This window comes from Roseomonas sp. SRI_022, assembly GCF_057586215.1.
The window spans coordinates 1-13,108 of the sequence record NZ_JBYCZL010000014.1 but is presented as its reverse complement, the minus strand read 5'-3'; the positions used below and the strand labels follow the sequence as shown (position 1 = coordinate 13,108).

Genomic DNA, 13,108 nt, shown 5'->3' with positions numbered 1-13,108 from the left:
AGGCGTTCTTCGCGCCTCCTCGCCGGCATGGTCGCCCGACGACCGTGGGAGGACAAGGCGTCGTGAGGTCCGTCCCCGTCAGACGGATCCGCCGGTGCGGAACCCGCCGCCCGAATCGCTGCTGCCGCCGGTGGTGAAGCCGCCGTCGGCGGAACCGCCGCCCCGGCCCCAGCCGCCACCGGGGCCGGCGCCCCAGCCACCGTCGCGCTGCGACTTGCCCTTGCCCTTCCCCCAATAGGGTGAAGCGTCGTCATCCCACCAGCCACCGGACGGTGGCGCATCCTTGGTTGACCACGGCCCCGGCGCCGGCCGGCCCCAGGGCCCCGGCAGCGGCTTGCCCCAGGGGCCGGGCTGGCTCGTGCCGGGCATCTGGTCGGGCATGCGCTGGCGTTCCATGCGATCCCAGAAGCCGTCGCGGGACAGCGCGCCGCGCAGCAGCTCGGTGACGAGCGCGCCCACCAGCGCGCCGGAGGCGAAGCCCCAGTCGCTGCGATCCACGCCGCGGCTGCGCATATCCTGGCGCACGGTTTGGAGTTCCGTCAGGCGTCGCCGCGCGCCCTCTGCCTGCGCCTGGGCATCGGCCAGCGCGCTTTCCAGCCGGCCGCGTTCGGCCGCAGTGATCTCGAGCCGCGCGACGATGGCATCGTCGTCACGCGTCGGCGTGCGGGCGGCTTCCTCGCGCAGGGTGCGCAGGGACCGCGCACCGATCGCCGCCTCCAGCGCGCGGATCGCCTGCTGGGAGGCGCCGTCCTCGCCGGCGGCGAGGGCGCTGCGCCGGCCTTCGGCTTCGGTCAGCGCGGTGCGTGCGGCTTCGACCGCGTCCTCGACGCCATCGAGCGCGGCGGTGTCGGGGCGAGCCTCGCCCTCGGGCAGCCCGGCCAGGGCGCGGCGGCGGTCCACCAAGGCGCGCACCGCGGCATCGGCATCCGCCCGCATGCGTGCGGCATGCGCCGTCATGCTGCCCGGCAGTTCGGACAGCAGCGCATAGGATCGGCGTGCCGGCTCGAACTCGATGAGCCGCGCGACCCAGCCATCGATGATGCGGACCAGCGGGAAGGCACGGTATCGCCCGGTGCCCCAGCCGCGGTCCCACAGGTAGGTGAACAACGGATCGGCGCGATACGGCTTGCCCTTGTCCTCGAAATCGCGGGCGGCGAAACCGGATTTCTGCTCGGCATGCTGGGCGACGCGCTCGGCGTCCTCGGCCGCCTTGGACAGGCGCTGGAAGTCCGGGTCCTGCGCCGCCTTCGCATCGGCGGCCTTCAGCGCCGCGGCCTCGGCGTCCTGCGCGGCGCGCTGGCGCGCAGCCTCGGCGTCGCGTTTCGCCTCCGCGGCCATCAGCGCGTCGCGTGCATCGAGCACGCCACGCTGCACGGCGTCGAGTTCGCTCGCGCGGCGGGCCAGGCTCTCGCGCACCTGCGCACCGGCGGCGTCGAGCGCCTCGACAGCTGCGCGGCCGTCGGCGAGTTCCAACAGGCGCAGCCGCGCGAGCTCGCGCAGCGCCTCCGCTTCCTCGGTTCGCAGGCCTTCGCGTTGGGCGGCGAGGCGGTCCGCCTCGGTCTGCGCGGCGGAGGCCACGCGCTGGGCCTCCGCCAGGTGCTGGTCCATCTCCTGAAGGACGGCGGTGCCGTTCATTGCCACGACAGGATGGCCCCCCCGTTGGTCTCGACTGTCCATTGCGTGGCGAGGCTGCCCGCCACCTTCTGGCCGATCACCGGCTGGTCGATGATGCCGTCGGCGAGCTTGTCGCGGCGGACACGCTCGAACTCGGCCTCGGGCACGCGCAGCCCCCAGCGGGAGACGCGGGCGGTGCGGCCGTCCTCCTCGCTGGTGATCGGCACTTCGACGGGACGACCGTCGCGGTCCAGCGCCTCGACGATCAGGTAGTAGTTGCGCGCGCGCGGGTTGGCGGCCGGCACGCGCCAGACGGCGGAAGGCTCGCCGGGCCGGTTGACGATGCGCACGCTGTAGGCGGCGGCGAGCCTTGCCGCGAGGTTGTTCAGCGCGACGCGGCGCGCACGCGCTTCGGTCAGGTTCCCGGCGCGGGCCGCGGCCTCGCCTTCCGCCAGCAGCCGCGCGGCATCGGCCCGCGCCGCTGGGTCCTGCGTGCCGGCCAGGACACGGTCGTGCTCGGCGCGCAGCGCGCGCGGGAGGCCGGTTTCGAGTTCCTGCGTGACGGCCGCCGCTTCCCGCGCACGCGGCACGGCGACGGTGAAGTAGTATGCGCCCCAGCCGACCACCAGCACGCCGAGACCCGCGAGGGCGAAGCGGCCCCAGCGGCTGCGCGTCGCCCAGGCGGTCGCGAGGCTGCGCTTCCACCCTTCGCCCTTCGGATCATAGGCGAAGCGCCTTTCCTCCAGCGCGGCGATGCCCTGGTCGAGGACGTGGTCGGCGACCTCGATGCCCTGGGACTTGTAGATCTCGCGCAGGCGTTCGCGCAGGCGCTGCTGGCGGTCCTCGCCGCTCAACTCGCGCTCGACCAGGCGATCGGCGTGGCGGATCGTGTCCACCACGTCCATCGCGAGCATCGTCTCGTCGAGCGCGGGCGCGGCTGAAGCCGCGGCGGGCTCAGGCATTCGCGGCTACGACCGAGGAGGCGCGCTGCGTCAGCTTCGCCATCCGCTGCTTCGCGTCCTCGACCGAACGCCGGATCTCCTCGCTGTTCTGCGTCGCCGAGGTCCGCATCTCGTCGATGATCTCGAGCGAGCGTTCCTGGTAGTTCACCACGGATTCGACCAGCTTCTTCACAGCATCCGCCTGGATGGTCGGGCCGTAGCCGGCCTTCAACGCGGCTTCCTGCACCTTGCCGCCGATCTCGGCGAGCACTTCGAGCGACTGGTTCACGCCGGACTTCATGCTCTCCAGAGCGCGGGTGCTCTCATGCAGCCCGTGCATGCCGGTGAAGGAGGCCGTCAGCGCGGTCAGCACCGCTTCGTTGGTCGAGAAGAAGGAGACCGATTGCTGGTACACGCGTTCCTTCGCCGTCGTGGTCTGCACCAGCCGGGCCATGATGACCTCGGAGGTGTTGTAGGAGACGGTCAGGTTGTCGGCGAGGTCCTTGGCGATCTGGTACTTGCCGTCTTCGGCCTGCAGCACGCGCAGCGCCTCGTCACGGGCGAGTTCCAGCTTCGCGCGTTCGGCCGGTTCCATGGTGGCCGCCGCCTCGGCCGCCTTCACCGCCGCATCGGTCGCGGCCTTGGCGACGTTGAGCCGGCCCTCGCCGGTCTTGAGCACTTCGAGCGCCAGCACCTCGGCCTGCTTCAGCGCACCACGGAAGTCGCGATAGGCTTCCAGGATCGCATGCTCGCGGTCGATGTTCTCCTTGGTGTCCTTCGACACCTGGAGATAGGTGTCCCGGATCGTGTCGAAGCGGGAGGCGATGTCGCCGCGCGTCGCCTTCTGCCAGATGTTGGACAGCCGCTCCATGGTGGAGATCTTGCCGTCCTCCATCTGCGCGACCATGCCTTTCGCATCGTCGCGGATCGAGTTGAAGGCGTTGGTGATGGTCTGGTAGCGCTCTCCGACCTCCATCGCCTTGATCTGTTCGCGAACCACCTCGTTGAAGGTCGTGGCCTGGTTCAGCACGCGGGCGATCAGCGTTACCCGGTCCTGGTCCACCTCCATGATCTTGGACAGCAGTCCGGTGATCGGGCTTTCCTCGGCCGCGGCGGTCGGCAGCGGCAGGCCCAGGTCGCGCAGCGCGCCCATCGCCTTGTCGAGGTAGCGCATGGGCTGCACGGTGACGGCGGTCTCGCTCATCCTGTCCGGTCTCCTGACGTTGGAGCAGATCCCGCCTGGATGGGCGGGAATGCTCGCTCAAACAAGGGTCCCGGAGCGGTTCGCGCGCTTCCGCACGCCAGCCACACCGGGTCGCGGCGCAGTCATAGCGCGGCCGGGTGCCGGGAGTCAGCCGGTCATATCGCCTGCGGGGCGACCCCGCCGGATGGCGTTTCCGTGACGGCGCGGCACCCGGTCAGCGGGAAGCGGGCCGGACATCCTGCGCACGGGTGCGTTCATCGACGCGAGGGGTATGCTCGACGCCCTGGCGCATCGCCCAGATATTCTTCTGCAGATGCGTCGAGATGATGCCGTAGTCATTGATCAGGATGCGCGTCGCGTCCTGCAGCAGCGCCTCCCGCCGCGGATCGTCGAGCTCGCGGCTCGCCGCGTCCAGCGCGGCATCGAAGGCCGGGTTCGAATAGCGGCCGCGATTGACCGCGCCGGTTCCGCGTTCGCGGCTGTAGGTAGCGGCGACGGAGCGCAGCCCCGCCAGCGGTTCACCGGTCGAGGTGCCCCAGGAGACGAGGAAGGCCGAGAATTCCTGGCGCGAGGCGCGGGCGATGAAGGTCGCGAAGGGTGCGACCTCCACCTGCGTGCGCACGCCGATGCGCGTCCACATCTGCCCGACCGCCTGAACGATGCGGGCGTCGTTCGGATAGCGGTCGTTCGGGCCATGCAGCGTCAGGCGGAAGCCGTTGGGGTAGCCAGCCTCGGCCAGCAGGCGGCGCGCCGCCTCGGGGTCCGCGCGCGGGACCTCGAGATCCGGGGCGAAGCCGAAGGAACCGGGCGGCATGACCTGCACCGAGGCCGTCGCCGCCCCTTCCATCACGCGCGAGACGATCGCCGCGCGGTCGATGGCGAGCGAGAGCGCGCGGCGCACGCGGATGTCCTTCATCGGGTTGCGGTCGAGTGGGCGGCCGTCATTATCCGACACGAAAGGCGTCGGCCCGGTGCGCATGTGGTCCATCGCGACGTAGATGAAGCGCATGCTGTCGATTTCGCTGAGGCCGATGCGCGGCGTGCGCCGCAGACGTTCGGTGTCGGTGGTCGGCACCTGATCGATGAAGTCCACATCGCCCGCGAGCAGTGCGGCGGTGCGTGCGGCATCATTGGTGATCATGCGGTAGTCGATGGCCTGCCAGGTCGGCCGCCCGCCCCAATAGGCGTCGTTGCGCTGCAACTCGATGCGGTCGCCGGGGCGGTGCATGGTCATACGATAGGGGCCGGTGCCGATGGTAACGCGGCCGGTGTTGAAATCTTCGGTCGTCGCACCCTGATGCGTCTCGCGATCGAGCATCGGGACCATGGCGATGTCGTTCGGCAGCACCGGCGCGGGGCCGTTGGTGCGGAAGCGCAGGGTGTGGGAGTCGACGATTTCCACGCCGCGGATCGCCTGGGTGTAAGTGCGGAAGGATCCCGGGCTGTTCACCACCTGCGGGATGCGTTCCAGGGTGAAGGCGACATCCTCGGCGGTGAACTCCGACCCGTTGTGGAAGCGCACGCCGCGGCGCAGGCGGAATTCCCAGACATCCTCGCCGACCGGGCGCCAGGATTCCGCAAGGCCTGGCACCGGCCGCGCGCGATCGTCGGTCTCGATCAGGTTGTCGAAGACCATGGAGGCGAAGGCGTTGTTGGGGGAGATGTTGTGGAAATGCGGATCGGTCGAGGTGATCTGCGCGCCCACACCCATGCGCAGCGTCTGCGCTTGCGCCACACCGGCCGCGAGGGCGATGCCGGCGGTGGCGGCCATCAGGGCCTTGTTCATGGTCGCGCTCCTCCCTGTTGTAGTTCGCCTCAGGTCAGCAGATAGGCGGCGCCCGACCTTTCGCAGATGCCGCGGATCAGCGCGTCGAGGCTGGCCGGAATGGGGATGCCGTCGCGCAGGCGGCGCTGGCGCTCGGCTTCCTCGGGGTCGCCGGCGACCAGCACGGGCTTGGACGGGTCGGCGGCGGGCGTCGCGTGCATCACGTCGATGACGCTGTCGAGGTCGTTCTCGAAATCGCCCGGCGCGCGGAAGGCGGCGGGGTCGATCGCCATGAAGAAGTGGCCGATATCGTCCGGGTCGCCCGGCTTCTGCGTGCGGTTGCGGATCGGCGAGAAGGACGAGCCGACCAGCGTGCCGCCGAGGATGTGCACCATCATCGCGAGGCCGTAGCCCTTGGCACTCGCCATCTCCGGCGAGCCGCCCAGCGGCGAGAGTCCGCCTTGCGGTTGGTTGAACACGATGTCGAAACCCTGCTTCGGATCGGTGACCGGCTGCCCCTTGGCGTCCAGCACCCAGCCCGAGGGAAGTTGCCGGTCGTTCAGGTCATAGACCTTCACCTTGCCCGCCGCCGTCGTCGTCGTCGCCATGTCCAGCACGAAGGGCGGGTGCCGCTTGGCGGGTGCGGCGAAGGCGAGCGGGTTGGTGCCGAGCACGGGTGCGGCGCCGCGCGTCGGCACCATGGTCACGCCGCGGGTCGCCGAGGTGACCATGCCGATCGCGCCCCGCCGCGCCGCGATGCGCGCATACACACCCGCCGCGCCGAAATGATGCGAGTTGCGCACGCCGACGATGCCGACGCCCGCTTCCTTCGCCTTGTCCACCGCGAGGTTCATGCCGAAGGCCGAGACCGGATGGCCGAGCCCGGCCCCACCATCGACCAGCGCGGTGCAGGCCGTCTGCTTCTCGATCCTCGGCTTCGCCTGCAGTTTCAGCGAGCCATCCTTCACACGCTTCTCATAGGTCATCAGCATCGAAATGCCGTGACTGTCCACGCCGAGCAGGTCGGTCTCGATCATCGCCTCGACGGTGGTGGCGAGCAGGTCGGGGGCCATGCCCCAGGATTGCAGGATGGCCTCGATCTGCGCGCGGACGCGCTCATGCGGAACATTCACGGGGTCAGGCGCCTTCGCGGATGAAAGGGTTGGTCAGATGGCCGATGCCGGTGATCTCGATATCCACCACATCGCCGTGCTTGAGGTCGGGCGAGACGCCATCCGTGCCCATCCAGATCACGTCGCCGGGATGCAGCGTGATGTTGCGCGTCATGGTGGCGATGAACGTCGCGACGCCGAACAGCATGTGGTTGGTGGCGAAGCGCGTGGTGATCTCGCCGTTCCGTCGCACGATGGTCTCCGCGGCGTCGAGGTCGAGATCGGTCTCGATCCAGGGGCCCATCGGCTTGAAGGTGTCGGTGTTCTTGGATCGCCAGAAGGTGCGGTCGGCCTTCTGCCAGGTGCGTTCGCTGACATCGTTGCCGATGGTCCAGCCGAGCAGGCAGGACAGCGCGTTCTCCTCGGTGAGGTTCTTCGCCTTCTTGCCTACCACGGCAACGATCTCGCCTTCATAGTGGACCTTCTCGGTCGCATCGGCGGGGATGACGACGGTCTCGCCATGGGCGATCAGCGCATTGGCGGCGCGATATCCCATGTCGGGCTTGGCGGGGATGTTGGGCGTCTCGCCACGCCGTGCCGCACCTTCCTTGACGTGCTCGACGTAGTTCAACCCCGCCGCATAGAAAGTCGGCGGGATGACGGGTACCTCGATCTTCACGGCGGCGAGGTCGTGGCGGCGCGGCGTGGATTCGTAGCCACGGAAGGGGTCGCCCGCGACTTCGGCGATGCGGTCCCCTTCCAGGATGCCATAGGCGGTGCGGCCTTCGGCCGTGAAGCGGATCCAGCGCATCAGGCGGCCAGCGCCCCGGCGATGAAGTCCGTCTGGAACACCTTGTCGGCCATCACCTGGCAGCGCTTCATCAGGCGATGCTCATTGGGCCCGTAGTCTGGAATGGCGTTGTGCAGCGTTCCGATATTGTCCCAGATCAGCAGGTCGCGTTCCGTCCATGTATGGGTATGCAGGAAGCGGGGCTGGAGCTGATGCTCGAACAGCGCCTCCAGTACGCGGTCGCTCTCGGCCTCATCCAACTCGTTGATGCGGATGGCGTAGCCGGGATTGCAGTAGAGCACCTTCTTCCCGGTGATCGGATGCGTGAGGAACACCGGATGCACGGAGGGCGGCCGCTTGGCGCGCTCCTCGGGCGTGAGCGGCTTGCGGCCGGCCGTGCCGCGCTTGACCATCATGTCCCAGAACTTGTTGAAGTCATGCGTCGCGGTGGCGTTCTCCAACCGCTCCTTCAGCGCAGGATCGAGTGCGTCATAGGCTGCGTGCATGTTGGCGAAGACGGTCGATCCCAGCACGCGGCCATCGCGCCGCGGCACCTTGTGTGCGTTCAGCACGTTCACGAACCCCATCGTGTCGCGATAGGACATGTCGGTGTGCCAGTCCTGCCCCGCATCGCCCAGGCCGATCGGCTTACCGTCCTCGACGATGTTCGACAGGATGCCGACCTCCGGGATCTCCGGATCCTGGAACTTGCCGGACAGCGAGGTCTGGATGGATCCGAAGCGCAGCGAGAAATCACGCAGCGCCGCCGGCTCCAGCAACTGGTCCGGAAAGCACAGCACGCCATGCTCGCCCAGCGCGCGCATGATCGTCGCGAAATCCGCCGCGCTCATTGGGCGCGAGAGGTCGATGCCGGTGACACTGGCGCCAAGCGCGCCGCCGCTGGGTCGGATGGTGGGCATGCCGGTCTTCCTTTCCTGCCGCAGCGGGAAGGCGGATGCAGCCTGCCGCGTGCCGCCGCGTCGCGGGGCATGCAAAGCCAGCGGACATGTCCTTCCCTCCGGAGCGTCCCGGCCCCGGTGAGATGAGGCTAGTCCCGCATCCATGCCGCGGCAAATCCACGCGGGATTGGCAGGGTCACGCGACAAGTCCACGCTGCGCCACCGATCGGGCCGCAGGAGAGAGCGATGGGCAAGCCAGTGATTGCGATCGTCGCGCAAGGAGCCATGGGGGCCGGCGTCGCGGCACGGTTGTCGGCGCATGGCGTGCGGGTGCTGACCTGTGTGGACGGCCGCAGCGCCGCCAGCGCCGCCCGCGCTGCCCAGGCGGGCATGGAGGCGGTGCCGGAAGCTGCGCTGGCGGAAGCCGACGCCTTCCTGTCCATCCTGCCGCCGTCCCAGGCGCTCGCGACGGCGGAACGCCTCGCGCCGATCTTCGCGGCGGCGCCGAGGCCCCCGCTCTATGTGGACTGCAACGCGGTCAGTCCCGAGACCATGCGGCGCATCGCGTCGCTGCTTGGCACCTACGGCCTGCGCGTCGCCGATGCGGGGATCATCGGCGGCCCACCGCGGGAGGGCTATGCCGGCCCGGTGATCTACGCCTCCGGCCCCGAGGCGGTGGGCCTTGCCGTGTTGCTCGCCGGCTGCGGCATCGACCTGCGTGTCGTCGAGGGGCCGATCGGTGCGGCCTCCGCGCTCAAGATGTCCTATGCCGGGATCACCAAGGGGCTGGTGGCGATCGGTTCGGCGATGATGCTGGCGGCGACGCGCGCTGGCGCGGCCGATGCGTTGCGCGCCGAACTCGCGGCGAGCCAGCCCGCGTTGGCCGCATGGTTCGCCCGCATGGTGCCTGGCATGTACGGCAAGGCGTATCGCTGGGCCGGTGAGATGGAGGAGATCTCGGATTTCACCCAGGACGACGCCGCGGCCGCCGCCATCTATCAGGGCGCCGCGGGGTTCTATGAACGCCTGGCTGACCCGGGCAGCGAGGAGGAGGTCGCGGCCCTCCGCGCCTTCCTGAGCGGGTCGTGACCGAGGCAGCGAATACGCGCTCCTTCTTCCGTGACTTCCTGCGCCTCGCGGGGCCGTTCTGGCTCGATGGCGCGCAGCGCTGGCAGGCACGGCTTTGGACGGCGGCGATCGTGCTGCTGTGCGCCGCGCAGGTGGCGCTGGCGATCCGGCTGAACCTGTGGAGCGCGGACCTGTTCGATGCGCTGGAACGGCGCTCGATGGACCGCTTCCTGGTGCAGATCGGCATCTTCGCGCTGATCGTCGCCGGCGCCGTGCTTGCCAACGCCTTCCACATGGTGGCGCGGCGGCGCGTCAACCTCGCCTGGCGCGCCTGGCTGACGCGCCGCGTCGTTGGCGACTGGATGGTGGACGCACGCCAGTACCAGGTCGCACAGATCCCGGGGGATCATGACAACCCCGATGGCCGCATCGCGGAGGACATCCGCATCGCCACCGAATATGCCGTCGATCTCGCTCATACGCTGCTCTATGCGACGCTGCTGCTCATTTCCTTCATCGGCGTGCTGTGGAGCCTGTCCGGCTGGGTCACGGTGCTGGGCGTGTCGATCCCGGGACATCTCGTGGCGCTGTCGATCGCCTACGCCGCGATGGGTTCGACCCTCGCCTTCATGCTGGGCCGCCCGCTGGTCGTCGCGACGGATCTGCGCCAGACCCGGGAAGCCGATTTCCGCTTCGGTCTGGTGCGCGCCCGTGAATCCGCCGAACCGATCGCCCTGGCCCGAGGCGAAGGGCATGAACGCGCACGCCTCTCCGCGCTGTTCGACACGATCGCACCGGCCTGGGCGGCGCAGACCCAGGGGCTTTCGCGGCTGACGGGCTTCTCCGCGGGTTACCTGACCCTCGCTCCGGTCTTTCCCATCCTGGTCGCCACGCCGCGTTTCATCGCCGGCAGCATCACGCTCGGCGCGTTGATGCAGACGGCGCAGGCCTTCCAGCAGGTGACCGCGGCGCTGTCCTGGCCGGTCGACAACCTCGCGCGCATCGCCGAATGGCGTGCTTCGGTGGAGCGTGTCCTCTCCCTCGAGGAAGGTGTGCGCATCGTCGCGGCGGAAGCCGCGCGGCAGGGGGCGGATGCGATCGCGCTCGACCGCGCGCCGGGTCGGGGCCTCGGCGCACGCGGTCTGTGCGTCGCGCTGCCCGATGGCACGGCGTTACTCAGCGACATGTCGCTGCATGTCGCAGCGGGCGAGCGCGTACTGGTCGATGGCGACACTGAGGCCGCTCAGGCGCTGTTCCGGGTGCTCGCCGGCATCTGGCCCTGGGGCCAGGGCGTGGTGGAACTGCCGCCCGAGGAAGCAATCGCAACGGTGGGCGAACGCCCACACCTGCCGCCTGGCCGGCTGCACGATGCGCTGACCTTCCCGGAGGATCCCGCCATCTATCCAGCCGAGGCCATTGAGCGAGCGTTGATCGCTGCCGGCCTCAACGGCCTGTCGCGGCGGCTCGACGAAATGTCGGACTGGGCGGGCAACTTCGGCGGCACGGACCTGCAGCGCGTGGCCGTCGCGAGACTGCTGCTGCACCGGCCGCGCTGGATACTGCTGGGCGAGACCACATCCTCCTTCGAAGCGGCTGAGGCTGATGCGATGATCCGGTTGCTCAGCCGCGAACTGCCGCAGGCCGGGCTGCTCGTGATCGGGCGCCATCCCGGGCCTGCGGAAGCCTTCACGCGGCGACTCACGCTGCGCCGCCTGCCGGACGGCGAGGTGCTGCTGCGCGAGATCCATGCCCGTCGCAAGGCGGCGGCGCAGCGCCCCAGGCGCCGGCCGCTGCCGGTGGTGGATTGGCTGAGCCGCGGCTACGAGCAGCGGCAGACCTGGTAGGTCAGAGCGGGCTCTTCACCCCGAGCCGCGTCGCGGTGGCCAGGATGTTGGACCAGGTCTCGGCCGGCAGCGGCACGCCATGTGCCGTGCGGTCGGCGCGGCGCTGCGCTTCGGGCTCGCCGGGCAGCAGCACGGGCTCGGCCGGGTTGGCCGGGCGGGTCGCGCTGATCCAGTCGGCATAGACGAGACCCATGCGCTCGAATTCCGCCTGCGTGCCGAAATGCTTCGGCGAGAGGAAGATCGACAACATGCCGTTGGCGATGCGCCCGCGTTCGTTGACCGGCCCCGATGTGCCGCCAGCCGTCAGGCAGCCCGCCAGCATCTCGCACATGAAGGCGAGGCCCGAGCCCTTGTGCTCACCGAAGGCGCGGATCGCGCCCTGGCCGTTCGATGGGTTACGCGGCCCGACCGCGTCATAGGGTCCGTACAGCGTGTGCGGGTCAGTGGACAGCCTGCCATCGGGTTCGATCAGTGCGCCCTCGGGCAGCTTCTTGCCGCCGGAGGAGGCGACCAGCACCTTGCCCTCGGCGACCAGCGAGGTCGCGAAGTCGAGCACCAGCGGCCGGCCCGGCAGCGGCACGCCGATCGCGACCGGGTTGGTCGAGAAGCGCCGCTCCACCCCTCCGAAGGGTGCCACCAGCACGCTGCCCGCTACGTTGACGAAGTGGATGGAGATCAGCCCGGCGGCGATTGCCTGCTCGGCATAGTCGCCGACGCGGCCGATATGCCCGGCATTGCGCAGCGCGGTGATGCAGACGCCGTTCTGCCGTGCGCGCTCGATGCCGAGCGCCACCGCCTGCGGTGCGACCGTCTGGCCGAAGCCCCATTTGCCGTCGAGCACCGCGAAGGAACCGCCATCGGTGACGACCTCCGCATCCTGGCCCTTCACGATGAAGCCGGCTTCGAGCCACTCGACATAGCGCGGCACGCGCACCACGCCATGGCTGTCATGGCCGGCCAGGTTGGCGCCGACGAGATGCGTCGCGATGCGGCCGGACTCGGCCGTGTCGCAGCCGGCGGCGATGAAGACGTCGCGGACCAGGGATGTCAGCGCGTCGACGGGGATGTGGTGCATGTCCATGGGGCGTGTTCCGGAGAAGGCGCGGGGAGTGAACTTCCCCTATATCCTCTTTTGCCGAGGCGGAAGACTCCGCTTCGGCGTGGCGATGGTGCAGCCCGGGCGTGGGGCGATCGAGAGTGTGACCTCCACTGCGGCCGAGGTCATCCGGGGCAATGGCGCGCCCGGATGCGCATTTGAGTATCTGACGCGCGGCGGCGCCTCGGAACTCGGATCGAGTGGCGTCCGCGTGAACAGCGTTCGGCTGGGGTTCGCGGAGGGCAGCGCAGCGGTCGTGATGCCGCCCGGCTATGCCGATGCGATCCGCCCGCGTTCACTGCTGGGCAGCATGGGGACGCCGGCGGACTTCGCCGCAGGGGTGATGTGGCTATGTTCAGCCGAGGCGGTGCATATCACCGGGACCGTTCTCGATGCCGATGGTGGGGGGCACATCAACCGGCGTGACGGAGCGTCGACGCGCGCGCGGAGGTGATCGGGAAGTCCCCTTTGCGCGTCCATTCTCCGGGGAGTTTGGTTCGGCCCATGGACGCACGGCGGATTCGGTGTGGCTGTTTCAAGATGGTGCGCATCTTTGCGTCCGCCGAAGACGTGATCGTCCAAGACCGGGGTCAGCGAGGTGCCCGGGCTGCGCATTGCGTGGTCACCGTCGCAGGCCCCATTGCATTGGTGCGGAGGGCGGCCGTGTTGTCCCCGGTAGCATCGATCGTGTCGCGGGCTGCCCGACACGGATGGCTTCAAGCCCAGCCCCGGTAGCGCGGCTTCGAGGCCCGAAGCAAGCTAACCGCCGTCTCCC

11 protein-coding genes are annotated in these 13,108 nt (G+C 69.5%); 3 read left to right on the top strand and 8 right to left on the bottom strand.

Annotated elements, in window-relative coordinates:
* Positions 1 to 78: 78 nt before the first annotated feature.
* The 7 genes from AC2YHJ_RS15300 to AC2YHJ_RS15270 all read right to left on the bottom strand — a co-directional run bounded on the left by AC2YHJ_RS15300 (position 79) and on the right by AC2YHJ_RS15270 (position 8,346).
* Positions 79 to 1,635 (bottom strand): coiled-coil domain-containing protein, encoded by a 1,557-nt coding sequence (locus tag AC2YHJ_RS15300; RefSeq protein ID WP_487396944.1) that lies wholly within the window; start codon positions 1,633 to 1,635, stop codon positions 79 to 81.
* Positions 1,632 to 2,576, bottom strand: coding sequence for a DUF6384 family protein (locus AC2YHJ_RS15295; protein ID WP_487396943.1), 945 nt, complete (start codon positions 2,574 to 2,576; stop codon positions 1,632 to 1,634). The genes AC2YHJ_RS15300 and AC2YHJ_RS15295 overlap by 4 nt, the downstream gene beginning before the upstream one ends.
* Positions 2,569 to 3,759, bottom strand: coding sequence for a hypothetical protein (locus AC2YHJ_RS15290; RefSeq protein ID WP_487396942.1), 1,191 nt, complete (start codon positions 3,757 to 3,759; stop codon positions 2,569 to 2,571). The genes AC2YHJ_RS15295 and AC2YHJ_RS15290 overlap by 8 nt, the downstream gene beginning before the upstream one ends.
* A 214-nt stretch (positions 3,760 to 3,973) precedes the next feature.
* On the bottom strand, positions 3,974 to 5,545 hold the full coding sequence (locus tag AC2YHJ_RS15285) for an ABC transporter substrate-binding protein (protein ID WP_487396941.1): 1,572 nt from the start codon (positions 5,543 to 5,545) through the stop codon (positions 3,974 to 3,976).
* Positions 5,546 to 5,574: 29 nt separating this feature from the next.
* Entirely contained in the window at positions 5,575 to 6,657 is a 1,083-nt protein-coding gene (locus AC2YHJ_RS15280; protein ID WP_487396940.1) for an Ldh family oxidoreductase, read from the bottom strand.
* A 4-nt stretch (positions 6,658 to 6,661) separates the two neighbouring features.
* Positions 6,662 to 7,447, bottom strand: coding sequence for a fumarylacetoacetate hydrolase family protein (locus AC2YHJ_RS15275; RefSeq protein ID WP_487396939.1), 786 nt, complete (start codon positions 7,445 to 7,447; stop codon positions 6,662 to 6,664).
* The gene (locus tag AC2YHJ_RS15270) at positions 7,447 to 8,346 is read right to left on the bottom strand and encodes a TauD/TfdA dioxygenase family protein (protein WP_487396938.1); all 900 of its coding nucleotides are present in this window, start codon (positions 8,344 to 8,346) and stop codon (positions 7,447 to 7,449) included. Before AC2YHJ_RS15270 ends, AC2YHJ_RS15275 begins: the two co-directional genes overlap by 1 nt.
* A 225-nt stretch (positions 8,347 to 8,571) precedes the next feature.
* Here AC2YHJ_RS15270 and AC2YHJ_RS15265 point away from each other — a divergent pair, with 225 nt between their 5' ends.
* Positions 8,572 to 9,414 (top strand): NAD(P)-dependent oxidoreductase, encoded by an 843-nt coding sequence (locus AC2YHJ_RS15265; protein ID WP_487396937.1) that lies wholly within the window; start codon positions 8,572 to 8,574, stop codon positions 9,412 to 9,414.
* Positions 9,411 to 11,237: an ABC transporter ATP-binding protein/permease gene (locus AC2YHJ_RS15260; protein WP_487396936.1), complete on the top strand. Its 1,827-nt coding sequence runs from the start codon at positions 9,411 to 9,413 to the stop codon at positions 11,235 to 11,237. Before AC2YHJ_RS15265 ends, AC2YHJ_RS15260 begins: the two co-directional genes overlap by 4 nt.
* Before the next feature lies 1 nt (position 11,238).
* On the opposite strand, the gene AC2YHJ_RS15255 is transcribed toward AC2YHJ_RS15260, so the two are convergent.
* Positions 11,239 to 12,318 carry a malate/lactate/ureidoglycolate dehydrogenase gene (locus AC2YHJ_RS15255; RefSeq protein WP_487396935.1) on the bottom strand — a complete coding sequence of 360 codons (1,080 nt, stop codon included), beginning with the start codon at positions 12,316 to 12,318 and terminating at the stop codon, positions 11,239 to 11,241.
* A gap of 85 nt (positions 12,319 to 12,403) precedes the next feature.
* On the opposite strand from AC2YHJ_RS15255, the gene AC2YHJ_RS15250 reads away from it, so the two are divergent.
* Positions 12,404 to 12,787 (top strand): SDR family oxidoreductase, encoded by a 384-nt coding sequence (locus AC2YHJ_RS15250; protein ID WP_487397060.1) that lies wholly within the window; start codon positions 12,404 to 12,406, stop codon positions 12,785 to 12,787.
* Positions 12,788 to 13,108 lie beyond the last annotated feature (321 nt).